The 26,358-nt window shown below is 66.8% G+C and carries 24 protein-coding genes; 8 read left to right on the plus strand and 16 right to left on the minus strand.

Annotation, left to right across the window (positions count from 1 at the left end):
* Positions 1-4: 4 nt before the first annotated feature.
* The 8 genes from ISN75_RS19465 to ISN75_RS19500 form a co-directional block, all read right to left on the minus strand.
* Entirely contained in the window at positions 5-565 is a 561-nt protein-coding gene (locus ISN75_RS19465) for a hypothetical protein (protein ID WP_168648229.1), read from the minus strand.
* 30 nt (positions 566-595) lie between these two features.
* Positions 596-1,510, minus strand: coding sequence for a M14 family metallocarboxypeptidase (locus tag ISN75_RS19470; RefSeq protein ID WP_343817691.1), 915 nt, complete (start codon positions 1,508-1,510; stop codon positions 596-598).
* A 91-nt stretch (positions 1,511-1,601) separates the two neighbouring features.
* Positions 1,602-2,444, minus strand: a complete 843-nt coding sequence (locus tag ISN75_RS19475) for an SAM-dependent methyltransferase (protein ID WP_343817693.1) — start codon at positions 2,442-2,444, stop codon at positions 1,602-1,604.
* Positions 2,445-2,502: 58 nt separating this feature from the next.
* The gene (locus ISN75_RS19480; protein WP_343817695.1) at positions 2,503-2,946 is read right to left on the minus strand and encodes a hypothetical protein; all 444 of its coding nucleotides are present in this window, start codon (positions 2,944-2,946) and stop codon (positions 2,503-2,505) included.
* A 140-nt stretch (positions 2,947-3,086) separates the two neighbouring features.
* On the minus strand, positions 3,087-3,674 hold the full coding sequence (locus tag ISN75_RS19485; protein WP_167253704.1) for a porin family protein: 588 nt from the start codon (positions 3,672-3,674) through the stop codon (positions 3,087-3,089).
* 276 nt (positions 3,675-3,950) lie between these two features.
* Entirely contained in the window at positions 3,951-5,597 is a 1,647-nt protein-coding gene (locus tag ISN75_RS19490; RefSeq protein ID WP_343817698.1) for an ATP-binding cassette domain-containing protein, read from the minus strand.
* A gap of 13 nt (positions 5,598-5,610) precedes the next feature.
* Positions 5,611-8,481, minus strand: coding sequence for a type 2 lanthipeptide synthetase LanM family protein (locus tag ISN75_RS19495; RefSeq protein WP_343817700.1), 2,871 nt, complete (start codon positions 8,479-8,481; stop codon positions 5,611-5,613).
* A gap of 71 nt (positions 8,482-8,552) precedes the next feature.
* Positions 8,553-8,741, minus strand: coding sequence for a DUF6229 family protein (locus ISN75_RS19500; protein WP_167253698.1), 189 nt, complete (start codon positions 8,739-8,741; stop codon positions 8,553-8,555).
* A 504-nt stretch (positions 8,742-9,245) separates the two neighbouring features.
* Here ISN75_RS19500 and ISN75_RS19505 point away from each other — a divergent pair.
* Positions 9,246-11,456 carry a prolyl oligopeptidase family serine peptidase gene (locus ISN75_RS19505; protein WP_343817702.1) on the plus strand — a complete coding sequence of 737 codons (2,211 nt, stop codon included), beginning with the start codon at positions 9,246-9,248 and terminating at the stop codon, positions 11,454-11,456.
* Positions 11,457-11,495: 39 nt separating this feature from the next.
* Here the strand turns inward: ISN75_RS19505 and ISN75_RS19510 are convergent, their stop codons facing one another.
* The 3 genes from ISN75_RS19510 to ISN75_RS19520 all read right to left on the minus strand — a co-directional run bounded on the left by ISN75_RS19510 (position 11,496) and on the right by ISN75_RS19520 (position 13,571).
* Positions 11,496-11,978 (minus strand): hypothetical protein, encoded by a 483-nt coding sequence (locus tag ISN75_RS19510; protein WP_343817704.1) that lies wholly within the window; start codon positions 11,976-11,978, stop codon positions 11,496-11,498.
* Between the two features lie 60 nt (positions 11,979-12,038).
* Positions 12,039-12,638, minus strand: a complete 600-nt coding sequence (locus ISN75_RS19515; RefSeq protein WP_343817706.1) for a hypothetical protein — start codon at positions 12,636-12,638, stop codon at positions 12,039-12,041.
* 63 nt (positions 12,639-12,701) lie between these two features.
* The gene (locus tag ISN75_RS19520) at positions 12,702-13,571 is read right to left on the minus strand and encodes a LysR family transcriptional regulator (RefSeq protein ID WP_343817708.1); all 870 of its coding nucleotides are present in this window, start codon (positions 13,569-13,571) and stop codon (positions 12,702-12,704) included.
* 163 nt (positions 13,572-13,734) lie between these two features.
* Here ISN75_RS19520 and ISN75_RS19525 point away from each other — a divergent pair, with 163 nt between their 5' ends.
* The gene (locus ISN75_RS19525; protein WP_343817710.1) at positions 13,735-15,246 is read left to right on the plus strand and encodes an MFS transporter; all 1,512 of its coding nucleotides are present in this window, start codon (positions 13,735-13,737) and stop codon (positions 15,244-15,246) included.
* A 147-nt stretch (positions 15,247-15,393) separates the two neighbouring features.
* On the opposite strand, the gene ISN75_RS19530 is transcribed toward ISN75_RS19525, so the two are convergent.
* Complete coding sequence (locus tag ISN75_RS19530; protein WP_343817712.1) at positions 15,394-16,314, minus strand: winged helix-turn-helix domain-containing protein; 921 nt, start codon at positions 16,312-16,314, stop codon at positions 15,394-15,396.
* A gap of 217 nt (positions 16,315-16,531) precedes the next feature.
* Between ISN75_RS19530 and ISN75_RS19535 the strand changes: the two genes are divergently transcribed.
* A complete protein-coding gene (locus ISN75_RS19535) occupies positions 16,532-17,167 on the plus strand; it encodes a YceI family protein (RefSeq protein ID WP_167253686.1) in 636 nt (211 codons plus the stop codon).
* 58 nt (positions 17,168-17,225) lie between these two features.
* Here the strand turns inward: ISN75_RS19535 and ISN75_RS19540 are convergent, their stop codons facing one another.
* Positions 17,226-18,494, minus strand: coding sequence for an N-acetylmuramidase domain-containing protein (locus ISN75_RS19540; RefSeq protein ID WP_343817714.1), 1,269 nt, complete (start codon positions 18,492-18,494; stop codon positions 17,226-17,228).
* A gap of 232 nt (positions 18,495-18,726) precedes the next feature.
* On the opposite strand from ISN75_RS19540, the gene ISN75_RS19545 reads away from it, so the two are divergent.
* Entirely contained in the window at positions 18,727-19,401 is a 675-nt protein-coding gene (locus ISN75_RS19545; RefSeq protein ID WP_343817716.1) for an outer membrane protein, read from the plus strand.
* 103 nt (positions 19,402-19,504) lie between these two features.
* Here the strand turns inward: ISN75_RS19545 and ISN75_RS19550 are convergent, their stop codons facing one another.
* A complete protein-coding gene (locus ISN75_RS19550) occupies positions 19,505-19,807 on the minus strand; it encodes a hypothetical protein (RefSeq protein ID WP_343817718.1) in 303 nt (100 codons plus the stop codon).
* Positions 19,808-19,982: 175 nt separating this feature from the next.
* Here ISN75_RS19550 and motA point away from each other — a divergent pair, with 175 nt between their 5' ends.
* Both motA and motB read left to right on the plus strand, forming a co-directional pair.
* Positions 19,983-20,852, plus strand: coding sequence for a flagellar motor stator protein MotA (gene motA / locus ISN75_RS19555; protein ID WP_167253678.1), 870 nt, complete (start codon positions 19,983-19,985; stop codon positions 20,850-20,852).
* The gene (motB, locus tag ISN75_RS19560; protein ID WP_343817720.1) at positions 20,849-21,844 is read left to right on the plus strand and encodes a flagellar motor protein MotB; all 996 of its coding nucleotides are present in this window, start codon (positions 20,849-20,851) and stop codon (positions 21,842-21,844) included. Before motA ends, motB begins: the two co-directional genes overlap by 4 nt.
* Before the next feature lie 60 nt (positions 21,845-21,904).
* Here the strand turns inward: motB and ISN75_RS19565 are convergent, their stop codons facing one another.
* The gene (locus ISN75_RS19565; RefSeq protein WP_167253674.1) at positions 21,905-22,834 is read right to left on the minus strand and encodes a sugar kinase; all 930 of its coding nucleotides are present in this window, start codon (positions 22,832-22,834) and stop codon (positions 21,905-21,907) included.
* Positions 22,835-22,853: 19 nt separating this feature from the next.
* Positions 22,854-24,104, minus strand: a complete 1,251-nt coding sequence (locus tag ISN75_RS19570) for an amino acid deaminase (protein ID WP_343817723.1) — start codon at positions 24,102-24,104, stop codon at positions 22,854-22,856.
* Positions 24,105-24,329: 225 nt separating this feature from the next.
* On the opposite strand from ISN75_RS19570, the gene ISN75_RS19575 reads away from it, so the two are divergent.
* On the plus strand, positions 24,330-25,808 hold the full coding sequence (locus ISN75_RS19575; RefSeq protein ID WP_343817725.1) for a D-aminoacylase: 1,479 nt from the start codon (positions 24,330-24,332) through the stop codon (positions 25,806-25,808).
* Positions 25,809-25,841: 33 nt separating this feature from the next.
* On the plus strand, positions 25,842-26,243 hold the full coding sequence (locus ISN75_RS19580) for a RidA family protein (RefSeq protein WP_343817729.1): 402 nt from the start codon (positions 25,842-25,844) through the stop codon (positions 26,241-26,243).
* The last annotated feature ends 115 nt before the right edge of the window (positions 26,244-26,358 follow it).

The raw sequence follows: 26,358 nt of genomic DNA on the forward strand, positions 1-26,358 counted from the left end.
GGCCTCAGGCCGCCTGCCGCTGCGCCTCGCGCACCTGGTTGTAGACCTGGCGGGCGTTCTCGATCAGGTCGAAGGTCGGCGGTAGCTGGCGCGTGGCGCCGGGCCAGTAGAAGCCGCGCATGAATTGCGACACTGCCTTGCCGCCGAACTCCACGCTGCCGTTGCCGTTGGAGCGCTCCGACAGCGTGATTTCCGGCAGATTGCGCAGCGACAAGCTTTCCACCTTGCGGTTGAAGATGCCGGACACGATCACCACCCGCTCGGTGGTCAGCCCGTAGAACGTGCGCCCTCGCTGGTAGCTGTCGACGAAGAAACGCCCGACCGTGACGTACAGGCCCATCAGCACGAAGGGCACGCCCCACAGCATGAAGAACAGCGGTGCCTTGCCGGAGCTGACCACGTTGTATTCCCAGAAGAAGGCGAAGCCCGCCCACAGCAGGCTGAAGGGAATCATCATCAGGTCCGAGCCGCGCAGCAGCAGGCCCTGGCTGGGCCGGCCGGACCACAGCAGGCGCTCGTCCCGGTTCAGTTCGCGGTTGATCGCCTGGGTAGCTTCGACATTCATGAACTTCACTCCGTGAAGAAGCGCGGGGCCCTATGGGTGAGCCAGCGCGAAATCTACTGCCGCGCAGACCGCCGCCGCCTGTGCCGCATTGCACTGTTCGGGTGTGGCGCGCGGGCTGTCCGGGTAGACCTCGGTGGTGGTCGTGTAATGCGCCGAGGTCACGCCCGCGCACAGCCCAAGCTTGCGCAGCGGATAGCGGATCACACCGGGCGCCACCACTTCCGAACCGATGATCTCGCCCTTGGCATCCGCCGGCGCGATATGCGTCACCTTCGCCACCGCCTCGATCACCGCCTGCTGGAACGCCGGCTGGGGGTTCTCGCTGTCGTCGACCAGATAGAAACCATCCGGAATCTCGCCCGGCTCGGACGGCTTGCCGTCGCGCGCCGCCAGCGCGGGGCGGAATTCGCTCTCATCGGTGTCGGTGGTTTCGTGCAGGTCGATATGCATCAGCACGCGATCGCGATAGGGAGCCACCAGCCGCATCAGCGCCGCGGATTCGCCTGCCGGGCTGTTCTCGCGGAAGGAACGGTTGGGATCGATCGCGTCGGGATTCCAGCGATGGATGCGCTCATAAGCCCAGGGGCTGATGCACGGCGCGATCAGCAGATTGGCGCGCCCCTCGTAATCGGCTGCGTGCAGGTCGACAAACTGCAGCGCGCCATGCACGCCGCTGGTTTCGTAGCCATGCACGCCGCCGGTGACCAGCACGATAGGCAGATCCTCGCGCCAGCCGCGGCTCCTGATCGCCAGCAGCGGATAGCTTTCGCCGGCATAGTCCAGGCGGCCGTATTCGGTCACGTCGAAACGCGCACGCAGCGCGTCGATCTTGCTCTGCACTTCGTCCGCGTAGCTGCGGTGCTTCACCTGGCGCGCCAGCCATGCCGCCTTTTCCGCGGGACCCCAAGGGGTGCCGGGCGTGCCGATCGGATAGGGGGTGGTCATGGCGTGGTGCGCTCCGCGGGGGTCGGGTGAGGCGGAGAACTTTAGCACCGCTTACCTGCGCGGCATCCCGCGCACTGTCCGCACCGCAGCCTCAGCGCCGCACCGCCAGCACGCCATCCAGCGCCAACTCCGCCCTGAACCCCGCCTTCTCCAATCTGCGCGCCACTTCGCGCGGCACATCGCGGTCGCTGGTCAGCTTGTTCGGGCTGCCGGTGTAATGGAACATCCGGCCGCCGCGGCGGATCACGCGGGCCAGCTGGTCGTAGAAGGCCCGCGAATAAAGCTCGCCTGCGATGCCGAAGCGCGGGGGATCGTGCAGCACCGCGTCCACCGAGGCATCGGCCACCGCGGCGATCGCCTGCGAGACATCCGCCTGCGCAAGCTGCAGGCGCCCGCCCGCCGCCGGCGCATCCGGATCCGGCGACCACGGGTTGAGTGTGCGCAGCCACAGCACGTCGGGGTTCTTTTCGAACGACTGGATCCGCCCCACGCCCGCGTCCAGGCAGCAGGCCGCGAAATAACCCAGCCCGCCGCAGGTATCCAGCACCGCCTTGCCGCGCGGCTCCACCAGCGCCACCTTGCGGCGCGCATCGTCCACCGGCGATTCCTTCGAGGTGGGCAGCATCTTGATGCCGTCGATCTCGAACGTGGGCGCGCCCCATTCGGTGGGCACCAGCTTGATCAGCGAAGCGGAGAAACGGGAGACGGGCGCGAACTCGTCGCCGTCCCAGTAATAGATGGTGCGGTCCTTGATCTTGCCGGGGTACGGGTAGTGCTGGTCTTTCCAGAGCCAGCCGTCGGGCTGGAGCGAGGCCGTGCCGTTCGAACGCCCGAGATCGAGCGAGCCGGTCCAGGTGCCCGCACCCGCCGCGTGCGCCTGCTTGAGCGCTTCCGCCGCCGGGAGCGTCAGCAATGGACCGGAATAATGCGGCACGGCGTATTTCCCGCTGGACAAGGCCGCCAAGAATATCCGGTTTGGCGCCGGACCTGCCTCAACGCCCGGGAGCCGGGACTCCAAAGACCTTGCGGTAAATCCGCGGCGTCGGCGTCAGCATCTGCCGGACCCGGTCTTCGGAAAGGCTGCGCCATACCCAGCGGATATCCCGCGGGAACAGCTTATGCGGGTAAAGGCTGGGCGTGGTTCCGTCATCGCCGCCCTGCGCGATGCCCAGGACGAACAGGCCCTCGGGGCTCCGGCAGAGCCAGTTCACATCGATCATCAGGACATCGCCCCAGCGGCTGGTCATGCAGCTGGGGCGCCAGCGATGGACGACCCGCAGGTCCGAAGCCGGCATCGGCTTGCCGTGGACCATGGCCTGCTGGCTCTCGAATGACATTTCCAGCAGATCCAATGAGCCGTTCCCGCCCCATCCGCAGACACGGTAGATGACGATAAACAGCAGCAGCAGCATGACCAGCAGAAGATTGATCCACATGACCGAGGTATCGCTGCATTGACCGCGTGCAAGTTCAGATCATCCGATGGCAAAACACCAGCGATCCTTGCAAAAAAAGAGCCGGGGAATCGCTCACCCGGCTCGGGACATCCGCTGAAGCGGCGCTTCAGCCAAGGCCATTACTGGCCGAAGCGCCACTCCAGCGTCGCCGACGCCATGAGCGGGCTGTTGGTGCCCGTGATGAAGCGCTTGGCCTTGGCCTGGTAGCGATCGATGTTCAGGCCCAGGCTGAAGTTCGGGCTGACGTCGTAGGCAATGCCGGCGCCGACATAGACGTTGACGTCGTTGTCCGAATCCTCGCCCTGCAGGCCGCCGCTGGCGGTGACCTTGGACTTGGAGAAGAACGCACCCAGGCGCGCGGTGACGTGCCAAGTGTCGGACAGGCGCCAGCGGCCGTTGCCGCCGAGCGTGAAGCCGTTGACGTGCAGCTTCAGGTCGTAGGGGTAGCCGTAATAGAAGCCCTTGGCTTCCGGCTTGCCCAGGTCGACGTAGCCGGCCTCGATGCCCCAGGTGTCCTGCCAGCGGTAGCCGAAGTTCAGGCCGTAGCCCCAGCTGTTCTTGTCGGTCAGGCCGTCGACGTTGGAGTGCGACATGCCGGCGCTGGCGTTGATGAAGAAGTTGTTCGGGTCCGCATTGCCGGCATGGGCGGAGAACGAGCAGGCGGCCAAGGCGGCGCCCAGCGACGCGGTAAGAAGCAGATGACGCATGAAGACCTATCCCTAGTAAGTGTGAAATGCGCCTGTGAGGCACCCATACCGGTGCCGCCGTCGCCTGGGCGGGAGTGGTGAACGCATGGGCCCCTCGGGCCCCGTCCGATCCGGCCGGATCGACCTGGAAAGCCATCCCTCTGGCTTGAACCGCGTCCCTGCTCCCCCCGGGGGCGGCTGGCGGGCCCCGGTTCGGGCGCAGACATTAGCAGCAGGTGCGGGGTGCGCGCGAGTGAGCCGGGACACGGCCTGCGGCATCCGGGCCGCCGCAAGCGGCTAGGCCAGTGCGCTCCGGGGCGCCGCGGGGCGCGTATCGGAGACGATCTGGCCCAGGTCCAGCGCGATCACCCGGTCGGCCACATGGAAATAGCGGTCGTCGTGGCTGATCGCGATCACCGTCTTGCCGGCCGCCTTCAGGGCCGGCAGCAGGCTGCGGTAGAAGTAATCGCGGAAATGCACGTCCTGGTCGGCGGCCCATTCGTCGAAGAAAAAAATATCGCGGTCTTCGGCATAGCACTGCAGCAGGGCCAGGCGTTTGCGCTGGCCGGTGGACAGAGCCAGGCGGGACAGCTGGCCATCGCGCGTCTGTACGTGTTCGCCCAGGTCCAGCACGTCGAGCAGTTGCTCGATGCGCGCATCCGGCAGCGGGTTGCCCTGTGCATCCAGCACATGCGGAAACAGGAAGAAATCGCCGAACACGCCGGTAAAGCGTTCGCGATAGGCGCGCGGATCCTGCCCGACCGGTGCACCGTCGATGCTGACGCGGCCCTCGCCCGGTGCGATCAGGGAGCTGAGCAGGAGCAGCAGCGTGGACTTGCCGCTGCCGTTGCCGCCCACGATAAACACCATCTCGCCGCGAGCCAGCGTGAGATCGATCGGACCGACCGTCGGTCGGGTGCCGGTGTGACCCGGATACCGATAGCAGACATTCTCAAGGCGGATCTCGCGCCAGCTCTCCAGCGCGGCCGGTGCTGGCGCGCGCGACGGCGGTTCATCGAACGCTCCGCCCGGATCCAGTCCCACCCGCTCCAGATGCCGCAGGCTGGCCGCGCCGACGGCCAGCTGCCGCCCCGCACTCACCAGAAAACCCACCGGCCCGCCGAGAAATACCGCGCCGATGACGAAGCGGATGATGGTGTTCTGCGTCAGCCCCAGCGAGGCGTAGCCCAGATACACGATCAGGAAGATCGAGCCGTACAGCACCGCCATCGACCAGGCTTCGTTGAGCCCCAGCCCCGCATGCGCGCGCAGCATCAGGCCGCGCGCGCGGCCGATCGCCGGATTCATCAGCTCGCGCGTGAAGTGCCCGGCGCGCGCCTCGTTCAGCGTCATCTCCTTCTTGCCGTCGCTGATGAAGCGGAAATACTCGAACACCTTCTCGTTGGCGCGCCGCAGCTCGTCCAGCTTGCCGCGCATCACCCGCGCCAGCAGCAGCGAAGCGGCGAAGCTCGCGCAAAGGAAAACGCCGAGCATGCCCAGCAACGGCGGCGACACCGTGGCGAGATAGCCCGCATACAACACCGCGAGCAACAGGTTGTAGGCCAGCAGCGGCGCCACCAGGGCGAGCGGTGCGATGTTGGCGACGTCGTCGATCAGCGAGCCGAATACGGTGTGTTTCTGGTCGGCCAGCTTTTCGTACTCGAGATCGATAAAACGCCGCGCCAGCTCCGTGCGCAACTGCGCTACCAGCGCGGCGCCCAGCCGCGCCAGCAGCAGCTGCGACAAGGCATTGGCCGCCAGCAGCGCCAGCAGCCAGCACACGCCTGCCGCCAGCGGATGCGCCATCGCTCCGTGCAGGCCTTCCGATGCCAGCCGGTTGATATGCGACAGCAAGGCCACCGTGCAGCCGGCGCTGGCGCAGGACAGCAGCGCCGCGCCCGCGAGCGAACGGTAATGCCGGCGGAGGAAGCGCTGCAGGATCATGGAGGTGCGCCGCTCAGGCGGTCAGCCCTTCCTGTTCGAAGGCGCGGTTGCGCGCGTACTCGCCCAGGCGGGTTTCCATCAATAGCGGCGAAGGGATATCGCAGTCCGGATGCATGCGCAGCAGCTGGTGGATCGAACCGGAAATGCCGCTCATCAGGCCCGGCGTGAACGCATCCCTGGCCAGGCCGCCGACGATGCCGTGCTCCTCGATGCTCGAAAGAATCACCGCGCTGCCCGGCATCGCCTGCGGCGGCAGCAGGTCCGGCACCAGCGGGCTGGCGCGCAGCAGCAGCTCCCACATGCTCAGGTCGCCATGGCATAGCGTGTGGCTGTAGCCCCAGCCGCCTTGTTTGGCGGCCTGCACGGCGCGGCGCAGCGTATCGAGGTGGCGGTCCTCGCCGGTGCGCAGGTACAGGTCGCAGGCGGTCAGGCCGATGCCCACGCTGCCGTGGCACCAGGTGTTGGGAAACTCGCGGCTGTCCGGCTTGCGCACGTCGAGCCAGTTGCCGAACTCCGGCAGATAGAGCGATTCCTCGAAATCGAAGGCACGCTCGCCGAGCGCCAGCCAGCGCCGGCGATCTTCGGCACTGCCCGTTCCGCTCAAGCCCAGCCGCGTCAGCACCCAGCCGATGCCGGTGGACCCGTGCGCGAAGCCGCCCAGCGGCTCGTCGTATACCGCCGCCGGCCAGCGCGCCCCGCGCTCGTCGACGATCGCTGCCTCTTCCAGCCGCCGCGCCGCCTTTGCGGCAAGCGCCAGCCAGCGCGCATCGCCGCTGGCATCGGCCAGTTGCAGCAGCGGCACGATGGCGCCGGAGACGCCTTCGAGGATGTCGAAATTGCGCTCCTCGCCGAAGGATCGCCGCTCCATCGCCTCGGCGCGCGCAATGGCCATCGCGAGGAAATCCGACTGCGGCTGGAACGCGTGCAAGATGAGCCAGGACAGAATCTGCGAGCCCACGCCGATAAAACCGCCCACCGCTTCGATGGGACGCACCCGCTCGGTACTGCGCATCACCATCAGCACGCCATCCAGCGCTTCCTGCACGCCGGCCACTTCATCGGCACGCCCCGCACGCATCTCGCGCACATACGCCGCCAGCGTGACGGCGACACCGCACAGGCCGACATAGAGATTCGGCTGCAGGCTGCGCATGGCCCAGCCGGCGCGGCCCAGGATGGGGCTGATCCAGGTGACGGTGCCGTCCTCGCCGCGCACGGAGAGCTCGAGCAGTTCCTGCACGGTGAGCGCGGCCATGGTGCGGCGGCGGCGGTCGAGGTCGCGTGCGCTCGGATCGCTTGGACGCAGATCGTAGGGCGCGCGCTTGTCGTCGTTGAGGCGTCCGTTGAGATGGGCTGTCACCAGCGCGCCGCGGATGGTGAGTTCTTCCAGGTCCAGCCGCATCGCCTGCCAGGCGCCGAAGATCTCGTCGAGCTGGGCCTGATCCAGTTCGTTGGCGAATACGGGCACGTCGCCGTAGCGCATGTCGTCGATCTCGGCGCGGATCGCCGCGGCGTCGCGCGGCGCCACCAGCGAGGCTTGCGAATTCTTTTCCAGCAGGTCGCGCGCGCGTTCGATCGCGGCCGGCTCGTCGTGCAGCGAGGCCGGATGCCACAGCATGCGCATCACCTCGACGTAGATCTGCGTGGGCCGCAGGATCAGCCGGATACGGCTGCCCAGGAACACCTTGAGCTTCGGCGCCAGCGCACCGTCGCGATGCAGCGCGGCGAAGCGGCCGGTGAGCTGCTGGAAACCCGCCAGGATATCCGGCCAGAAGCGCGAGATATCCGGGTTCTCGCACGGGTGATTGCGCGCCATGTCGACGTCGATGCTGACCAGGCCCACGCGCGCGTCGCTGGTGCCGTGGTTGACGATCTCCGGCACGCGGATCTTCGGCTGCTGTCCCGGCAAGGCGCCGATGGCCGAGATATCGACGCCATCCATGCCCAGCGCCGGCGCGCGGAACGGCACCAGGCCGGTGCGCAGCACCGAAGAGCGGATCATCGCGTCGGCGAGATCCACGGCCTGTCCAAGCTCAGTGACCTGCGGCGGCGGTTCGGGCACGAACAGGCTTTCCACGTCGACTACATAGGGCACGGGGCCGCAGGCGATCAGGTTTTCATGATGCACGTCGGTGCCGCCCAGCAGGCGCAGCACGGCGAGCCAATGCCCGATATGGCGGTAGAAGGTTTTCAGTTCGTCCTGGTCGACGCAGTGGCGATGCTCGACGAAAGCTGTCCAGCCGTAAGCGCCGCGATCGAGCACCGCAGGTACGCGGATGCGCTCGGTCACGCCTTGAAACAGATCGTGGAGAAAGCTTTCCAGCGCCTGGTCGACGCGTACCGAACGCGGCTTGTACATCAGCCGGCCGCCGTCGAATTCCAGCTGCGCCACGGACTGGCCGCCGTCGTGCACATCGCCCTGGCCCAGGCTGGCGGCGCGCAATGCGCCTGCGGGCTGGCCGAGCAAGGCGGCGAAGGCGGCTCGGTCGGCGACGATGCGCTGGGCCAAGGCAAGAATGGCTTCGCTCTGCTGGCCGAGCGCGCGATCGAGGCGCTCTTCGAGCACCGGATAGCGGCGGCGCAAGGTGTCCTTGAAGGCGTCCTGCCTGGCCAGTTCGAGAAACTGCGCGAACTTGCCGCTTTCGTCGGGTGCGGTGAGCTGCCCGGACAGCTTCGCCGCATGCAGCTCCAGCAGCAGCACTCGATTGAGCTTGCGCTCGGCGTTGTCGCGCAGCGCCTGGTGCGCCTGCCGTATCAGGATCGCGCTTTCGCCGTCGCCGAGTCCCGGCACGGCGCGGATGCGTTCGGCCAGCGAACGCCGGGCATCGGCGGTGAGGTGATCGATGATTCCCAGGAACGTATCGTTCGACGGCGCGTCGCCCATGCTCAACACCCGGTAGTGAGGAACGGAATTCGTCCGCAGCCGTGGCACGGCCACGGCTGCGGCGAATCAAATCAACAGCAGAAGCCGGGGCGCGAAGCCGTGCAGCCGCTGCAGCGGGTATCCAGCGCGATTTCCGGGCTGGTCACGGCCGCGATGGTGGCCGCCTGGCCTTCGGTGTACAGCGAGCCCGCCGGATTGGCGTAGCCGTCCACGTTATCGGAGCCCTTCAGCCAGCCTTCCACGATGTGATCGATCTGCATGGGTCGTACTCCTTGATGGTGTGCGCTCGGATGGGACGCGTACGCGTCTACCGCAGTGAGCGCGGCTGCGGTGAAAGCGAATGGGGATCAGGCGGACCGCGCACGAGCGGGAGAGGCATGCCGTGGCGAAGCGTTGCGGCGAAGCGGAAGCAGAGGCGATGTACTGGGCGATGTCATCCGTGGCGACGTCCCTTCCTGTCCTTTCACGCGATGCCCCCTGCATGCGTCGGTGGCCAGCTGCCGTGGCCGTTTCCTTGAAACGCCCTGGAGGGCGCGCCTTTCATGTCCGAATGTTTATCAACCGCCCGTTGACGTGAAGGCAATGTGATTCCGCATGGCATATGGGCTGGCGAGGCCATGCAGTTCTTTGCGTGCTGCACACGAGCCAGCGAAGTGCGATGACGATCACATTCCGCCCGGCAGTAATGACTAACGGCGGTTATGACGACAGGTTCCTGCGAACGAAGCTAAGCTCCTGCGCTTCCTCGCTCGCAAGGACACCGCATGAGCCGCAGGTCCGCTTCGCCGCGCCGACACGCTTCCCTTGGCCTCGCCCTGATCGCCTGCATGCTTGCATCGGCGGCTTTCGCCAAGCAGAACGATGGCCCGCCGCCGGCGCGCCGCGTGAACGTGACCGAGCAGATCTTCGGCCATACGGTCAGCGATCCGTACCGCTGGATGGAAAACGAGCCGAATCCCGAATTCCAGAAGTGGCTCACCGCGCAAGGCGACTACACGCGCGCCAGGCTCGATGCCTTGCCGACACTGAAGGCGTGGCAGGAAACCCTGCAGAAGACCAGCGGCAGCGAAGTGGTTCATCGCGCCCAGCGCTATGTCGGCGGGCGCCTGTTCTTTATCCGCCAGGAAGGCCAGGGCAGCGGCACGCTGATGCTGCGCGAGGCCGACGGCAAGGAACGCGTGCTGCTCGATCCGGCTACGCTTGCCGGCGAAGGCGGCCATGCCTCGATCACGCTGTTCGCACCGTCGCCGGACGGGAGCAAGGTGGCGGTGAATACCGACCGCGGCGGCGCCGAAGTCACGCGGCTGGAAGTGTTCGACGTCAACACCGGCAAGCCCACCGGCGATGCGGTGGAACCGGTGTGGGGCGAGTTCGCGGCCGACTGGCTGCCCGACGGCAGCGGCTTCGCGTATACGCAGATGGCCCCGGCGGACCAGCGCACGAACGGCGACCCGCTGCAGGACATGCGCCTGCGCTTCCATCGCCTGGGTGCGCCCGCGGCGCAGGATCCGATCCTGCTGCGCGCGGGCAAGGGCGAAGGCGTCAATGCCTCGTTCGAGATTCCGTCAAACCGTTTTCCCACTATCAAATTTCCCACCGGCTCGCGCTGGGCCGTCGCTGCCGTCACGGGCGCGCAACCGGAGACGCGCTACTGCGTCGCCCCGCAGGCCGAGGCGATCAAGCCCGGCGTCCACTGGCGCTGCATCGCCGCGCAGGAGGACCAGGTGCAGGAAGCCGTGGTCCATGGCGACACGCTTTATCTCGTCTCCGCGCACAAGCGCTCCAACGGCGAAGTGCTGGCGCTCGATCTCTCGCAGGCCGATGCCACGCTGGCGCAGGCGCGCTCCGTGCTTCCGCTGGAGCAGGACGACATCGTGGTCGGCCTAGTGCTGACCGACACGCAGAAACTGGCGCCGGCCCGCGACGCCTTGTACGTGAAGGTCACCCGCAACGGCATCGACAGCGTGCGGCGCATCGACTACGTCAGCGGCAAGTCCAGCGCGATACCGATGCCGCTGGCCGGCGCCGCCTCGCTGTTCCATGCGGACGACAACCAGGGCGGCTTCCTGCTGGAACTGCGCGGCTGGACCACGCCGCCGAAATCCTGGCGCTACGACCCCAAGGACAGCGCCATGCACACGCTCGGCCAGGATCAGTCCAGCCCGGCCGACTACAGCATGATCGAGACCACCGAAACCGAGTACGTCAGCAAGGACGGCACCCATGTGCCGCTCACCATCCTGCACCGCAAGGACGCAGTGGCGGACGGCAGCCATCGCGCGATTCTGTGGGGCTATGGCACGTTCGGACTATCGGTGGTGCCGGTGTTCAATCCCGTGCGCCTGGAGTGGGTGAAGCACGGCAATATCTTTGCCTATGCGCACGTGCGCGGCGGCGGCGAGAAGGGCGAGTCCTGGCATCAGGACGGCAAGGGCGCGAACAAGCACAAGGGCGTGGAGGATTTCGTCGCCGGCGTGCAGGCACTGGGCAAGCTGGGTTATAGCCGCCCGGAACGCACCGGCCTGATTTCCGGCAGCGGCGGCGGCCTGCTGCTCGGCGGCGCGCTGGTGAGCGAGCCGAAGGCGTTTGGCGCCGCGGTATTGCGCGTGGCCTTCGTCAATCCGATCCGCCTGATGCACGCACACAACGGCGCCAACCTGATCGGCGAATTCGGCGACCCGGGCAAGGCTTCCGACTTCCCCTACATGCTGGCGTCGGACCCGTACCAGAACATCAAGCCGCATACGGCTTATCCGCCGGTGATGCTGGACGTCAGCCTCAACGACAGCCGCGTCGATCCGTGGCAGACGGGCAAGTTCGCCGCCGCGCTGCGTGCCGCCAATACCAGCGGCAAGCCGATCTGGATCCGCACCAATGCCAACGGCGGGCATGGCATCCAGGTGTCGCTGGGCGCGGAGGCGACGGAGTTTGCGGATATCTACGCCTTCCTGGATGCGCAGCTGCCGACGCCTTGATGCGGGCGCCGGCGGTCTCCGTGTGCGTGCGCCGCCGCGTCAGCGCACGCGCGTGAAGTAGTTGGTGCGGATGATCGGCGTGCCGTTGTCGCCGAAATAGGTGGCCGTTTCCACCATCGATTTGCCATCCGGGGCGGCGACGTAGATGCGCGTCGAACCCGGGGTCCTGGCCTTGCTCAACACCATCACCAGCACGTTCGGCGCCGGCTGCGTCAATGCCACGGTGTCGGCCTCCATGCCGCCCGTGATGGAACCCGGGACGCCATCGGTACCCACGGTGGACGTCGAATGGATCCGCACGTCGCCGGCATCGACGATATCGACCTCGGTCTTGAGCTTGTTGCCGCCCGCCTCGGCGAACGTGAAGGTGACGCTCTTCGGGCGCGCCGCGGCGGCCATGGGCAGGCGCGCGGTGTCCACCGCCCAGGTGCCGAGCAATGGCGATGCCGCGGGTGGTGCGGCGAGCGCGGGCGTTCCCTGGATCAAGCCACAAAGCAGCACAGCAGCGCAGAACGCTTTCATTGGGGGTACTCCGTGGGAGTGGGGTGGCAGCAGGGTACGGCAAAAACCTTTGCGGCGGGATCAGCGGCTGACCGTGCCGATGTCTTCCACGAACACCAGCTCGCACGCACCGTTGCCGGTGTCTTCGCGCGTCATCGAGGTATGCCAGCGCCAGCCATCGGGCCGGCTGGCGTCGACGAGAAAGCCCTGCAGGTGGATCACCTGCCCCGGCTGCACCCGCTCCAGCGCGCGGCGCACCGCGTCGTCGGCGGGGATCATGTGCATATTGGCGCTGGAGATTTCGATATCGCGTTGCGGGATGGGGAACTCCTCGACGCGCCAGTAGTAGAAACGATGGGACTGGCTGATCGAGATCTTCGCCAGCACCGCGCTGTCGGACATCGGGCCCCAGCCCAGCGCGAGATCCACCGGCGCCAGCGAAGCGCCGGCATCGAAGCGGTAATCCTCGCGGGAAAGCACGCGCGCGGTGAGCTCGAAATGAGCACGCGTGAGCAGGCTGACGTCGCCACGCTGCAGGACGGTGCCGTTGGCGATGTCGTCCTGGATGGGCGCAGCGGGAGCGAGCACGCCGGCAGCCGGCACGGATGGACGCTGCCGCGACCAGTGCAGTGCGACCAGCCCGAGCAGCACGAGGACCAGCAGCAAGCCCCATTTACGCATGGATAATGCATTTCCCCTGTTCTTCTAAAAGCATAGCGCAGGCGCCGGCCGCCCGGCCTGCGCTCAGCCGTGGCTGGCCGCGAGCGGAACCCGCGTCATCTGCTCGATCATCCGCCCGAACTCCACCGCCGCCGGCGTCTTGCCGCCGCTGCTCCACACCAGGGTGAAGTCCGCCTTGGACAGCGACGGCAGCCCGTACTGCCCATCGACGATCTTCATGCCCGGCTCCACGTCGTCGCGCGCCAGCACCGTCACCGCCAGCCCCGCGAGTATCGCCGCGCGGATGCCCTGCTGGCTCTGCGAAGTGAACACGACATGCCATGGCACATCCCGCCCCTCCAGCGAGGCGATGCCGACCTGGCGGTTGATGCACGGCGAAGGAAAGAACGCGAACGGCAGCGATGCGCCCGCGGGCACGTCGAAGGTCTCCGCGGCCACCCATACGAACTGCGTGCGGCGCAGCGGCGTGCCTTCCTTGTCGTCCGGCGCGGTCATTACCACCGCCAGATCGAGTTCGCCGGCCTTGATCATCGGCATCAGATCGAGGTTCATGCCGACGCTCACATCCAGCCGCACCGACGGAAACGCGCGGCCGAACTGGCACAGCAAAGTGGGCAGGCGGTCGCCGAGGAAATTCTCCAGCACGCCGAAGCGCACCACGCCCGAAATCGGCGACGGCCGGAAGCGGCGCGCCATGCTGTCAAGCGTGTCGAGGATTTTCTGCGCGTACTGCAGAAACTCCTCGCCGTCCTCCGTCAGGGTCAGCGCGCGCGTGGTGCGGTAGAGCAGCTGCCGGCCCACCTGTTCTTCCAGGCGCCGGATCTGATGGCTGATCGCGGACTGGGTCAGGTTCAGGCGCTGCGCCGCACGAGTGAAGCCACCGGCCTCTTTCACGGCGACGAAGGCGCGCAGCAGGGCGGGGTCGAAGTCCATGGGCGATTGATGAACAGCCTTAATGGGGGCGACAAAAATAAATCATTTCCATCATGGATGGCGCGTGCCGAAAATAAAGGCCTTCCCCTCCTCCCTCGGCGATGCACAAGCCGCGCGGCCAGCCGCGTGCGGCCGGCGTTTGCCTTTCGACCCGGAGTCCACCGTGGCGCCCTCCCCCACCCATCGAAACGCCGTCGCCGCCGTAGCGATCTGCCTCGCGGCCCTGATGTTCGGCCTGGAGATCTCCAGCGTGCCGGCCGTGCTGCCGACCGTGGAAAAACTGCTGCACACCGGCTTCAGCGGCGCGCAGTGGATCATGAATGCCTACACCATCGCCTGCACCACGGTACTGATGGCCTCCGGCACGCTCGCCGACCGCTATGGACGCAAGCGCATGCTGCTGCTGAGCGTGGCGGCGTTCGGCTTCACTTCGCTGGCCTGCGGGCTGGCGCGCGATGCGTCGGTGCTGATCGCCAGCCGCTTCCTGCAGGGCATGAGCGGCGGCGCCATGGTGATCTGCCAGATCGCCGCGCTGTCGCACCAGTTCCAGGAGGGGCCGGCGCGCAGCCGCGCGTTTGCGGCGTGGGGGATCATCTTCGGCGTGGGGCTGGGCTTCGGGCCGATGATCGGCAGCGCGATTGCCGTCTGGCTGGACTGGACCTGGGTGTTCCTCATCCAGGTGCCGCTGTCGCTGGTCACGCTGGCCTTGATTGCATGGAGCGTCGACGAATCGCGCGATCCGGAAGCCAGGCATCTGGACCTGGCGGGCATCGTGTCGATGTCGCTGGCGGTATTCGGGCTGACTTATTTCATCACGCAGGGGCCGTCGCTTGGACTGCACCACCCGCTGGTGCTGATCGCCCTGTCCGGGGCCACCGCCTGCTTCGCCGCATTCCTGTACGTGGAGAAAAACCACGCGCATCCGATGTTCGATTTTTCGGTGTTCCGGATCCGTCCGTTCTCCGGTGCGCTGTACGGCTCGATGGGCATGAACTTCAGCTTCTGGCCTTTCATGATCTATCTGCCGATCTATTTCCAGTCGGTGCTGGGTTATGGCGTCGTCACCTCCGGCATAGCCTTGCTGGCATACACGCTGCCGACTTTGCTGGTACCGCCGCTCGCCGAGAAACTGACCGTGCGCTATCAGCCGCGCGCCGTCATTCCCGCGGGCCTGTTCACCATCGGCCTGGGCTTCTTCGCCATGCCGCTGCACGGGCTGGCTGCCTTGCTGACCGGCTGCGTGCTCGCGGGCATCGGCTTGGGGATGACCAATACGCCGGTGTCCAACACCACGACGGGCTCGGTGCCGACGGCGCGTGCCGGCATGGCATCGGGCATCGATATGAGCGCGCGGTTGATCACCCTGGCGATCAATATCGCGCTGATGGGGTTCCTGCTGATCGAAGGGATACTTGCGCACCTGAAGCGCGCCATGCCCGGCGCGGCGGATGCGTCGGCATTGCGCGATATCGCCAACCAGATCGCCGCCGGCAATCTCTCTTCCTACGGCGCGCCGGCGCACGACGCGCTGGTCCAGGGCTTCCACTGGGTGATGCTGTATGGCGGCATCGGCGCGTGGATGCTGGCGGCGGCGAGCTTCGTGACGTTCGGTTCGAAGCCGCAAAAAACAGCTTCATTGAGCCGCTGCGCAACCGACTCCGGCAACGGAGCCTAATACCGTCATTCCGGCGCAGGCCGGAATCCAGTGGCGGGAGTGCGCGGTTTTCGCGATAGAGCTGGATGGCTTCTCGCGAAAACCAGTCGATATCGCCACTGGATTCCGGCCTGCGCCGGAATGACGAAGGTGAGAGGTGCGGACTTATTATCGAATCGCCGGCGTCAGCGCCTTCGCCGCCTCGCCGGCAATCTCATCCTGCACCTTGAGCTTGTCGCCCAAGGGCCGGTCGTACGTCGCCGACCACACCACGAACCCATCCGCCGCGCGAACCAGCCGCGCCGCCACGCGCATGGTATCCCCCGACTTCCGCACGCTGCCGTCGAGCACGTAGGCGACACCGAGCGACCTGGCGATATTCGCCACCGGCACCTGCTTGTCCTTGTAATAGAACGACGAGGTCGGCGCGGACACCTGCATGCCGGGGAACTTGCTGAGCTGGTCGATCAGCTCCTCGGTCATGCCGTCGGCGAACGGCTCCTCGTTCATCTTGTCGGTGAGGTCGAGGAAGGGCAGCACGGCGATGGAGCGGGCGCCGCGGGCGGCCTGCGCGGCGGGATGGTCGCGCAGCAGCCAGTAGGCGGAGATGGCGCCGCAGGACAGCAGGATCACGCCTAGCGCCAGGGCTGAGCCGACCAGTGCGCCTCGCCCCTGTCTGGGAACCCTGGGCGGCTCCGGCTTCGCCGCGGGCGCTTCAACGGATGCGGCCGCTTTGTCCGGCAAGGCCTGCACCGCCGCAATCAGCCGATACCCCCGCCGCGGCACGGTGGCGATATACGCCGGCTGCTTGGGATCGTCGCCCAGCAAGCGCCGCAACGACGTCACCGCCTGGTAGACCGAATCCGGCGTGACGATCACCCCCGCCCAGACCTCGTTGAGCAGTTCGTCGATGCTGACCACCTGGCCGGCGCGGTCCGCCAGGCACAGCAGCAGGCGCATGGTGCGGGCTTCGACGCGCAGCACGTTGCCGTCGCGCGACAGCTGGTCGGCCATCGGGTCGACGATCCAGTCGCCGATGCGCAGGGTTGCGCGCGTCGAGCGCTCGGGGTCGGAGGGCACGTAACTCACTGTTTATCGCCACCTTGGGGAAAGCCGCCGGATAGTCGCATCAACGTTTGCGGGCCACAACCGAAGGCAACCCGGCCCTGCTTCAGAACTCTTCAGGCCAATTCAGACGCTTTTTCAGGACTTCCCGCGCCGCCGCCGGCACGGTGCCGACGCACGCCGATGCGTGCTGGAGACCCACCATCGGCCCCGCGCCGACCTCAGCCCTGGAGCCCTGCCCATGATCCGCCGTACCGCCTTCGCCCTTGCGCTCGCCCTCGCCGCCTGCCCGCTCTGGGCGGCCACTTACACGCTGGAGCCCAACCACTCCATGGGCACCCTCCGCTGGAGCCACCTGGACTTCGCCAACCCCACGGCGCAGTTCACCCGCGTCGAGGGCACGCTGGAGTTCGACCCCGCCAATCCGCGCATGGCTTCGGTAATGGTCACCATTCCCCTGGCCAACCTGAGCAGCGGCATCCCCGACCTGGACGAGAACCTGCGCTCTCCCGCCTTCTTCGACCTGGCCCGCTTCCCCACCGCCACCTTCAAGAGCACCAAGGTCGAGACCACCGCCATGGCCAACCAGCTGAAGGTGACGGGCAACCTCACCGTGCACGGCATCACCAGGCCGGTAACGCTGGATGTCACCATCAACAAGGTGGGCGAGAACCCGCGGCTGAAACTGCCGGCGGTGGGCTTCGAGGCGATGGCGACGCTGAAGCGCTCCGACTTCGGCCTGGGCAAGTTCGTGCCGCAGGTAAGCGACGAGGTGACGCTGCACATCACCACGCAGGCGGATGAGGCGAAGGGCTATGCCGCTTATCTGAAGGCCGACGCGGAAGAGGAAGCCGCGGCCAAGGCGGCGAAGAAGTAATCAGTGCATGCGAGGCAGCCGGCACGGCTGGCTGCCTCCATCGGCCTTGGCGTTCTATTTACGGCGCGGCAACGGGACCCGTAGCGGCCGGCGCACCCGTCGGCTGCATGCCGGCGGTAATGGTGTCGAACGCGTCCGCATAGCTCTTTACGTGGTCGCCGTAGCCGGCAATGCCGCCGTTATAGGCCTTGGCGAAGGCGTCGTAATCGCCGTCGTTGAGGTCTTTCTTCATCGACGCGTTGGCGCCGATAAAATCGGTCATCGAGGCGAACTGGTTGTAGGCACTGTCCTTCAGCGACTGGTACATCGCGTCCGCGCTGGCGTAACCCACGGTGGCATGGTTGAAACCCATCACCTGGCCGGGCCCCATCGAGATGGAGGACGCGGCGGCCTCCGGGTTCATGCCATAGGCGTAATTGAATGCCGACCAGTTGATGTCCTGGTCCTTGGCGGTACCGGTCGGATGCAGCGCATGCCAATCGTCCGGATCGCCCGTGGCATTGAACTTCTGCCCTTTGTAGCCCAGCCCCTTCGCCTGGTTGTACTGGAAATGCTGATCGAATTCCGGCTGCAGCGACGGGTCGATCGCCTGGTCGAATTTGTGTGCCTCGAAGCGGATGGTCATGCGCGCATGGGGGTCGATCGCGCCACCCGTTTCCTGCGTGATGATGCCGAGCACGTCCTTGACCTTGATGCCGGCTTCGGCCGCCAGGCCTTCGATGGCGGCGCCGTACTTGTTATAGGTCTGCGCCACGGTGAGCTGCACGCCCGTGAGCTTGGAGGTATCGATCAGGCCGAGCCTGCCCGGGCCGGATTCGATCGACGGCGGCGCGGTGAGCATGCTCTGCAAGGCCAGCGCCGTGAGATTGGCCTGGCGCAGGTCGGTGGCTTTGACGTCGTAGTCCTTGGCGATCGATTCGATCGTCTCGCCCGGCATCACCGTGTGTTCCATCACCATGCGCGGATTGGCGGCCGGGACGGTAAGGCTGACGCCGGCCCATGGCTGCACGTCCTTGACCGCGTCCTGCAGCTCGGGCACCGACGAGGTGAAATCGAAGCTGCCGCCCGCCGGCTGCAGCAGATCCGGGTTGGCGGCGCGGATGGCATTGGCGTCCACGTTGTAGCGCGCGGCCAGTGCGTCGACCGTTTCGCCAGGCGCCACCGTGTGGCTGAAATCCAGGCCCACCGTCGCCGCGGGAATGCTCAGCGTAGTGCCCACGACGGCATCCGCCTGCGGCGTGCCGCCATGGGGATTCGCTGCTTGATTGCCGAGCGATGGCGCGTTGTTCTGCGAGTCGCTGCCGCCTACACCGCTGGTCGAAGTCATCGGAGTCGCTCCTTGCCGGGGGCTGTGCGCGATGGAGCCGAATGTAGGACTAATCCCCGGGGGTTATTACTAGGGTGTTCCCTAGTTCTGCGTTACCGGAAGCGTGACGCGATTTTTCGGAGAGGCTCCCGCCGAAGCAACGCCGGACCAACACCCAGCACTGGATAATTCGAGTAGGGCGCATGACAGCCTCTTCTATACGTTGCCCGCACTTTTAACAGCGAGGTAACGCATGACGAAGTGCATCATTGCCGGCTTGCTGCTGACCGCAACGGTTGCGGCCACGGCCGCCCCTCAGGAGCAGGGGCTTTACGGAACCATCAAGCTGTTCGATGCCGATCGGCAACTCTCGGACATGACCCTCACCAGCCCACGCGTCACCCATCGCACGCAGCATCCGAAGTCGGCGCACTCACTCAATGGCTCCCTGGGCCTGGGCTATCAATACCAGTCGCCTTTCCGCACCGAGCTGGAATACAGCTTGCCTTCGGACGCGCGCCATGTCGGACGCTGGGCGCCGTTCACCGCCAATGACAACGTGCTGCATACCCGCACGCAGCGGCTCATGCTCAACGGCTACGCGAGCTGGCCGCTGACGCGGAACCTGTCGCTCTTCGGCATGCTCGGTGCGGGTGTGGCGGTGACGACGACGTCCGGCTGGCAGACCCGCCCGGAGCGGGCGTTCGAACCTCACCGGAATGTACGCGCCGCTTACGCCGTGGGCGCCGGTGCGGATCTACGCATCGCGGCAGGCATGCACCTGGAACTCGGCTATCGCCAGGTCGATCTGGGGCGCATTTCGACGAACCCGAATCTGTTCGACAACCGCGCCCACGCCCGCGACGAACAGCTGAAGGGACATCTGCGCGAACACAACGTCTATCTGGGTTTCCGCAAGAGGCTTTGATCCTTGCGCGCGGGGCATGGATGCCTCCGCCGCCATGCGGGCGGGGAAATGGAGGCATCCATGCCTCCCTCGCTTCCCCGTCCTTCCCCCTGGCTTTGTCCGGTCAATCGGTTTTCCACATCGAGGGATCGATCATGAAGGACATCCCGGGCTGCAGCCGCATCCTCTTCAGCGTGTCCACCAGGCGATCGCGCGCACGCAACTGCCTGTCTCCGTCCATCGGGTCCCACGAGGAACCGATATCGCTGTCCAACGTCTGCAGCTTCAGCGCCACCGGAGGTCCCAGCTCGGCAATGGTCATGCCGCGCTCCCGCACGATGCCGGGTCCGCGCCCCACCTTGTCGATCCAACCCATAAGAGCACTGGCCTGATACAGCGCCTGGTCGTAACTCAGCTTGTCAGCCATGAATCCCCCTGTGCGATTGGAATGGGCGGAGTCTAGGGGGCCATGGACGGGAGCGATTGACCGCCCGTCTCATTCTTCCAGCACGCATATCACGGCGCCGGTCGGCTCAATTTTTTTACCCCCACGCCGATAAGACCCGGACACGGAGCAAGAGGCTCCGTCCCCCGGAGCGAATATGCTGGTCCTGATCGGCGCCGTCGTGGTGCTTGGATGCGTGCTTGGCGGTTTTCTGTTGTCGCATGGGCAGATGCTTGCGCTGTGGCAGCCGTATGAGTTGCTGATCATCGGCGGTGGTGCGCTGGGTGCGTTTCTGTCGGCCAATCCGTCCAAGGTGGTGAAGGCGGCGGCGCGCGATGCGCTGGGGCTGCTGAAGGGGCCGAAGTATCGCAAGCAGGATTATGTGGATCTGCTGGCGATGCTCTACGACCTGTTCAGCCTGATGCGCAAGGAAGGACTGCTCAGCCTGGAGCAGCACGTGGAGGACCCGCAGTCCAGCCCGCTGTTCTCGGCTTATCCGCGGCTGCTGCGCGAGCATCACCTGATCGAATTCACCACCGACTGCCTGCGGCTGATGGTGGGTGGCAGCATGAATCCGCATGAGCTGGAGCAGTTGCTGGAGGTGGAGCTGGAAGCGCACCACCAGGAGGCGGTGGCGCCCGCGCTGGCGGTGACCAAGCTGGCCGACGCCCTGCCGGGCTTCGGCATCGTGGCGGCCGTGCTCGGCATCGTCACCACCATGTCCCAGCTCGATGGCGATACCTCGCGCATCGGCATGCATATCGCCGGCGCGCTGGTCGGCACCTTTCTCGGCATCCTGCTGTGCTACGGCTTTGTCGGTCCGCTCGGCGCGGCGATGGAGAACCGGGTGCAGGAGGACGGCAAGGCCTTCGAGTGCGTGAAGATCGCCCTGCTGGCCAATCTGCGCGGCTATAACCCCAAGGTAGCCGTGGAGTTCGCGCGCAAGTCGCTTTCCACCAACACCCGCCCGGGCTTCCAGGACCTGGAGGATCACCTCAAGGCGCCGCGCGCCAAGGCCACGGCATGAGCGAGCAGGGCCAGCTGCCGCCCATCGTGGTGCGGCGGGTGAAGCGGCGCGGCCATGGCGGCCATCATGGCGGCGCCTGGAAGGTGGCTTACGCCGACTTCGTCACGGCGATGATGGCGTTCTTCCTGGTGATGTGGCTGATCGGCGCCGGCACGCGCGAGCAGCGCGCGGCGATTTCCGAGTATTTCAAGAATCCCAGCATGACGCAGGGCACCGCCACCATGGCGCCACCGGGACAGACCGGGCCGGGCGGCGCCAGCACGAGCATGATCAAGCTCGGTGGCGCGAAAGATCTGGCGCGCGCTCCCGGCGGCAAAGCCCAAGGCGGCATCGCGGCCAGCGTGGACCCGAAGGAGATCGAGAAAGAAGCGCGGCGGCAGGAACGCGCGCGGCTGGAAGACCTGATGCAGCAATTGCAGGCGGCGATCCAGAACAGCCAGGCCCTGGCCCCTTTCAAGGACCAGCTGCTGCTGGACATCACGCCCGAAGGCCTGCGCATCCAGATCGTCGACAAGCAGAACCGCCCCATGTTCGACATCGGCAGCGCCCAGCTGCGGCCGTACACCATGACGATTCTTGAGGAACTGGCGGGTTTCATCGACCGCGTGCCGAACCGGATCAGCCTGTCCGGGCATACGGACGACGCGCCGTACAACAGCGATCATCGCTACAGCAATTGGGAACTGTCGGCCGACCGCGCCAACGCCGCACGCCGCGCCCTGCTCGCCGGCGGCCTGACCGAAGACAAGATCGCCCGCGTCGTAGGCCTGGCCGCCTCAGTGCCGTTCGACCGCAGCAATCCGGCCGACCCGGTCAACCGGCGCATCAGCATCATCGTGATGAACAGGCAGGCGGAGGCATCGTCGCTGTTGCAGGAGGCCGGGCCGGCGGTGGCCGCCACGGCCGGCGCGGCCCTGCCCGATGTCGCGCCTGTCGTGCCGGCTTCGCCGGCGGTGGCGATCCTGACGGTTCATCCGCGACCGGCGCGGTGACCCGCGCCCCTCGCGCTGGATGACGCCGATGGCGCGATGCCTATCGGGCCTGGCCTGCGCTCACGAAGCGCAGGCGTATTTCTCCAGCGCCCCGTACACCGCCGCGGCATGCGGAATGGAAGCGACGGCGCCGTAGCCGGTGGTCGACAGTGCCGCGGCCACGTTGGCATAGCGCGCCGCGGCCACGGCATCGTCGCCTGCCACCAGCCGCGCGACGAAGGCGCCGCCGAAGCAATCGCCCGCACCGGTGGCATCGACCGCCTCCACTGCGTACGCCGGCACCAGGGTGCGTTGATGCAGCGTGGCGACGTAGCAACCCTGCGCGCCCATCTTCAGCGCGATCAGCTCGACGCCGTAGCCCAGCAGCGTGTCGACGATGAAGTCGCGGTCGTCGCAATCCAGCAAGGCGGTGACGTCGTCCCAGCTCGGCAGGCACACCTCGCACATCCGCAGCGCTTCGCGCATGACGGCGCGGGCCCGCGCCAGCGGCCACAGGCGCAACCGCAAGTTGGTGTCGAACGAGACCATGACGCCGGCCGCGCGCGCCTCTTCCATCGCGGCCAGGCCGGCATCGCAGGCGCTCTGGCTGATCGCCAGGCTGATGCCCGACAGGTGCAGCGCGCGCGCCGAGGCGATGGCCCGGCGCGGCAGCCGGTCCGGCGCATAGCGGCTGGCGGCGGAACCGGCGCGCAGGTAGTCGAAATGGTGTCCCGACGCATCGTGCGACACGAAGTACACGCCGGTCGGCGCCTGTTCGTCCGTCAGTACATGGGTGTGCTCGACCTGCTCCGCTTCCCATAGCTGGCGCAGGCCATCGCCGAAGCGGTCTTCGCCGACGGCGCCGATATAGCCCGCCTCGGCGCCTTGGCGCGCGGCGGCGATGCAGAAGTTGGAGGTGTCGCCGCCGTAGCCGAGCTGCCATGCGGCGCTGTCCGGACGGGTCTGGTTGAATTCGGCGAGCGGCTCGCCGAAGGCCAGGATCTGCGTCATTGCTGTTCGTCCTGCCGTCTCAGAAATAGGTCTGCACGATGTCGACCACCTGGCCGGCATCGTCGATCACGGGAATCTGCCGCCACTTGTCGAAGGTCAGGCAGGGATGGGAGATGTCGAAGGCGAGCATGTCGCCGACGCGAAGATCGTCGCCGGCGGCGATCTTCAGATAGGCGTGCTGGTCCATCATGCCGGTGATCGCCCAGTGCTCCGGCACGGCCGCGGGGGCGGAGCTGCCGGGCCGGAAGTGCGCGGCCGGCAGCGGGAAACCCGCGTCGAAGGCGGCATCGCGCTTGCCCAGCGCCACGATGGCCAGCTCCGGTTCCGGCACGGATTGCACGTAGGCCCACACCTGCAGGGCGGGCAGCAGGCTGGACTGCATGCGTCGCGCGATGGGATTGCTCGCCTGGATGCGCGTCTGCGCGGCGCGGTAGGCACCGACATCGTGCGTGAGATAACAGCCCGGGCGCAGCACCACATCGAGCGGCACACCGATATCGGCTTTGGAAAATTCTTCGGCCACCACGTCGTACCAGGCCGACCCGGCACCGCTCAGCACCGCCGGCGCGCGTTCCAGGCGGCCCGCCCGCGCCAGGGCATGCACGGCCTCGACCGCACGCTGCAGAAAGGCGCGGATCACTGCCTCGTCTTTCAGCACGCCCTCGTAGACTTCCACACCGGCCAGCTTGACCGTGCCCTGCGCCTGCGCCAGCGCTTCGAGCACCGCCTGCCATTGCGCCTCGTCGCGCACGCCGGTGCGGCCACCCTGCACGCCGAGCTCGATCAGCACCTGGACGCGCTGCCCGGCCGCGCCGAAGAACGCCGCCAGCTGCCGCACCTGTTCGACGCTGTCGACCAGGCAGAAGAATTCGAACGACGGATCGGCCAGCAGCTCGGCGACGATCGCCATATTGCGCCGCCCCACCAGCTGGTTGGCCATCAGCACGCGCCGCACGCCATGCGCATACGCCGCGCGCACCTGCTGCGCCGTCGCCAGCGTGACGCCCCAGGCGCCGGCGTCGAGCTGGCGCGCGAACAGGCGCGGCGCCATGGTGGTCTTGCCGTGCGGCGCGAGCTGCACGCCGTATTCGGCGGCGAAGCGCTGCATCCACGCCAGGTTGTGCTCGAGCCGCGGCTGCGACAGCACGGCCGCGGGCAGGCTGAGGTCTTCCTCGAACAGATTCCAGCCGCGCGCGGCGATCTCTTCCGGCGCACAGGGCGCGTCGAGCCCGCCGATGCCTTTGTCGAGCGGATGGACGGTGGCGGCCATGAGGCCGCTCGGCGACTTTCGGTCGGGCATAGGGAATTGTCCTAAATACCGGGGGATGTCACGGAAAAAATTGATCATAGGCGAACGGTCATCGATCTTGAACGCACGCGAACGCCGACGCCATCGCACCGATCCAATTTTCAGAATTAACCGTCAGATCTTTCCATCACGACCAGCAGCTACCGACGCACCAGCCTAGATATTTCCTACCGACCAAGGATCGCCATGCAGCACTTTCACACTCTTATCCGCCGCGTCCGCATCGTCGATGGCAGCGGCGCCGACATGGACGACACCTTGTTCGACGTCGCCATCGAAGACGGCCGCATCGCCGAGATCGGCCACGCGCTGGTCAGCCGCTGGCGCGGCATCGATGAAATCGACGGCGCTGGCCTGACGCTCGCTCCCGGCTTTATCGACGTGCACACGCACGACGACCTGCAGCTGATCCGCGAGCCGCAGATGCTGCCCAAGCTGTCGCAGGGCGTGACCACGGTGGTGGTCGGCAACTGCGGCATCAGCGCCGCGCCCGTCGCCCTGGGCGGCGAGCCGCCGGACCCGATGAACCTGCTCGGTCCGGCGCAGGCGTTTGCCTATCCCACCTTCGCCGCCTACGTCGAAGCCATCGGGCGCGCGCAGCCGGCGGTGAACGTGGCGGCCCTGGTCGGCCATACCTCGCTGCGCCAGAACCATATGGACCGGCTGGACCGCTGCGCCACGCCGGCGGAGATCGACGCCATGCGCGGCCAGCTGCGCGAGGCGCTGGCGCATGGCGCGCTGGGCCTGTCCACCGGACTGGCCTACGGCAATGCGTTTGCCGCCACCACCGAGGAGGTGATGGCGCTGGCCGAGCCGCTGGCGGCGGCCGGCGCCATCTACGCGACGCATCTGCGCACCGAGTTCGCCGGCATCCTCGGCGCCATCGACGAAGCCTGCCGGATCGGCCGGCAGGCGCGGGCGCCGGTGGTGATTTCGCATCTGAAATGCGCCGGCGCCGCCAACTGGGGCCGCGCGGGCGAGGTACTGGACGCCATCGAGGCGGCGCAGCGCGATCATGCGGTCGGCTGCGATGCCTATCCCTATATCGCCAGCTCGTCCACGCTCGACCTGAAGCAGGTCACCAATGACATCGAGATCGACGTCACCGCATCGGTGCCGCATCCGGAAATGGCCGGGCGCACGCTCAGGCAGATCGCCGAACTCTGGGGCATGGATCTGATGGAGACCGCGCGCCGCCTGCAACCGGCCAATGCCGTCTATCACAACATGTCCGATGCGGACGTCTCGGACATCCTGGCGCATCCCGCCACCACCATCGGTTCCGACGGCCTGCCGCACGACGTGCATCCGCATCCGCGCCTGTGGGGCGCGTTTCCGCGCGTGCTGGGCTACTACAGCCGCGAACGCGGCCTGTTCGGCCTGGCCACCGCCGTGCGCAAGATGACCGGGCAGTCGGCGGAGCGCTTCGGCCTGGCCGGGCGCGGCTTCGTCCGCCCGGGTTATTGGGCCGACCTGGTGCTGTTCGACCCCGCCACCGTGCGCGACACGGCCACCTTCGACCAGCCGCGGCAGCAGGCGGCCGGAATCGAGGCCGTGTGGGTGAACGGCGTGCTGTCCTATCGCCAGGGCCGCGCGCTGCCGCAGCGCGCAGGGCGTTACCTTCCCCGGCAGGCGGCGGCGCATGCCGCCGCGGCTACCGTCTGATTTCCATCCACTCCAACATCCGAGGACTCAAGCATGACCGATCCCATCGTTCGATTCGGCGTCGAAGGCGGCTCCGGCACCGGCGGCCAGCATCTGCCCTTCGCGCGCGCCGCGGGTGCCGACGGCTGGCTGTTCGTCTCCGGGCAGACGCCGATGGTGGACGGCGAGGTGATCCACGGCGGCATCATCGAGCAGTCGCACCAGACCATCCGCAACCTGATCGCCATTCTCGAAGAAGCCGGCTACGGCACCGAGCACGTCGTGCGCTGCGGCGTGTGGCTGGACGATCCACGCGACTTTCCTTCGTTCAACCGCGTGTTCAAGCAGTACTTCGGCGCGCACCCGCCGGCGCGCGCCTGCGTGGTGTCGAGCATGGTGGTGGACTGCAAGGTCGAGGTCGACTGCGTGGCCTACAAGAAACTGACGGCGGCGTAGTCAGCCCATGGAATCTCAGCGGTCGCGCCCGAGATTTCAGGCCTTCGCGTAAGAGCTTTCGCATCATTGCGATGCGTAGCTATAGGAGTCTGCTGAAAACAACGCGGACAAAGGC

It is taken from the genome of Dyella marensis, assembly GCF_049532885.1.
Lineage (GTDB): Bacteria > Pseudomonadota > Gammaproteobacteria > Xanthomonadales > Rhodanobacteraceae > Dyella_D > Dyella_D marensis.

Coding starts and splice junctions, on each gene's coding strand:
- ISN75_RS19570 (WP_343817723.1), bottom strand. CDS start 24,104: ATGGCCGCCACCGTCCATCCGCTCGACAAAGGCATCGGCGGGCTCGAC.
- ISN75_RS19465 (WP_168648229.1), bottom strand. CDS start 565: ATGAATGTCGAAGCTACCCAGGCGATCAACCGCGAACTGAACCGGGAC.
- ISN75_RS19485 (WP_167253704.1), bottom strand. CDS start 3,674: ATGCGTCATCTGCTTCTTACCGCGTCGCTGGGCGCCGCCTTGGCCGCC.
- ISN75_RS19540 (WP_343817714.1), bottom strand. CDS start 18,494: ATGACTTCGACCAGCGGTGTAGGCGGCAGCGACTCGCAGAACAACGCG.
- ISN75_RS19575 (WP_343817725.1), top strand. CDS start 24,330: ATGCAGCACTTTCACACTCTTATCCGCCGCGTCCGCATCGTCGATGGC.
- ISN75_RS19550 (WP_343817718.1), bottom strand. CDS start 19,807: ATGGCTGACAAGCTGAGTTACGACCAGGCGCTGTATCAGGCCAGTGCT.
- ISN75_RS19535 (WP_167253686.1), top strand. CDS start 16,532: ATGATCCGCCGTACCGCCTTCGCCCTTGCGCTCGCCCTCGCCGCCTGC.
- ISN75_RS19500 (WP_167253698.1), bottom strand. CDS start 8,741: ATGCAGATCGATCACATCGTGGAAGGCTGGCTGAAGGGCTCCGATAAC.
- ISN75_RS19580 (WP_343817729.1), top strand. CDS start 25,842: ATGACCGATCCCATCGTTCGATTCGGCGTCGAAGGCGGCTCCGGCACC.
- ISN75_RS19515 (WP_343817706.1), bottom strand. CDS start 12,638: ATGCGTAAATGGGGCTTGCTGCTGGTCCTCGTGCTGCTCGGGCTGGTC.
- motB (WP_343817720.1), top strand. CDS start 20,849: ATGAGCGAGCAGGGCCAGCTGCCGCCCATCGTGGTGCGGCGGGTGAAG.
- ISN75_RS19565 (WP_167253674.1), bottom strand. CDS start 22,834: ATGACGCAGATCCTGGCCTTCGGCGAGCCGCTCGCCGAATTCAACCAG.
- ISN75_RS19490 (WP_343817698.1), bottom strand. CDS start 5,597: ATGATCCTGCAGCGCTTCCTCCGCCGGCATTACCGTTCGCTCGCGGGC.
- ISN75_RS19510 (WP_343817704.1), bottom strand. CDS start 11,978: ATGAAAGCGTTCTGCGCTGCTGTGCTGCTTTGTGGCTTGATCCAGGGA.
- ISN75_RS19520 (WP_343817708.1), bottom strand. CDS start 13,571: ATGGACTTCGACCCCGCCCTGCTGCGCGCCTTCGTCGCCGTGAAAGAG.
- ISN75_RS19505 (WP_343817702.1), top strand. CDS start 9,246: ATGAGCCGCAGGTCCGCTTCGCCGCGCCGACACGCTTCCCTTGGCCTC.
- ISN75_RS19495 (WP_343817700.1), bottom strand. CDS start 8,481: ATGGGCGACGCGCCGTCGAACGATACGTTCCTGGGAATCATCGATCAC.
- motA (WP_167253678.1), top strand. CDS start 19,983: ATGCTGGTCCTGATCGGCGCCGTCGTGGTGCTTGGATGCGTGCTTGGC.
- ISN75_RS19545 (WP_343817716.1), top strand. CDS start 18,727: ATGACGAAGTGCATCATTGCCGGCTTGCTGCTGACCGCAACGGTTGCG.
- ISN75_RS19470 (WP_343817691.1), bottom strand. CDS start 1,510: ATGACCACCCCCTATCCGATCGGCACGCCCGGCACCCCTTGGGGTCCC.
- ISN75_RS19480 (WP_343817695.1), bottom strand. CDS start 2,946: ATGTGGATCAATCTTCTGCTGGTCATGCTGCTGCTGCTGTTTATCGTC.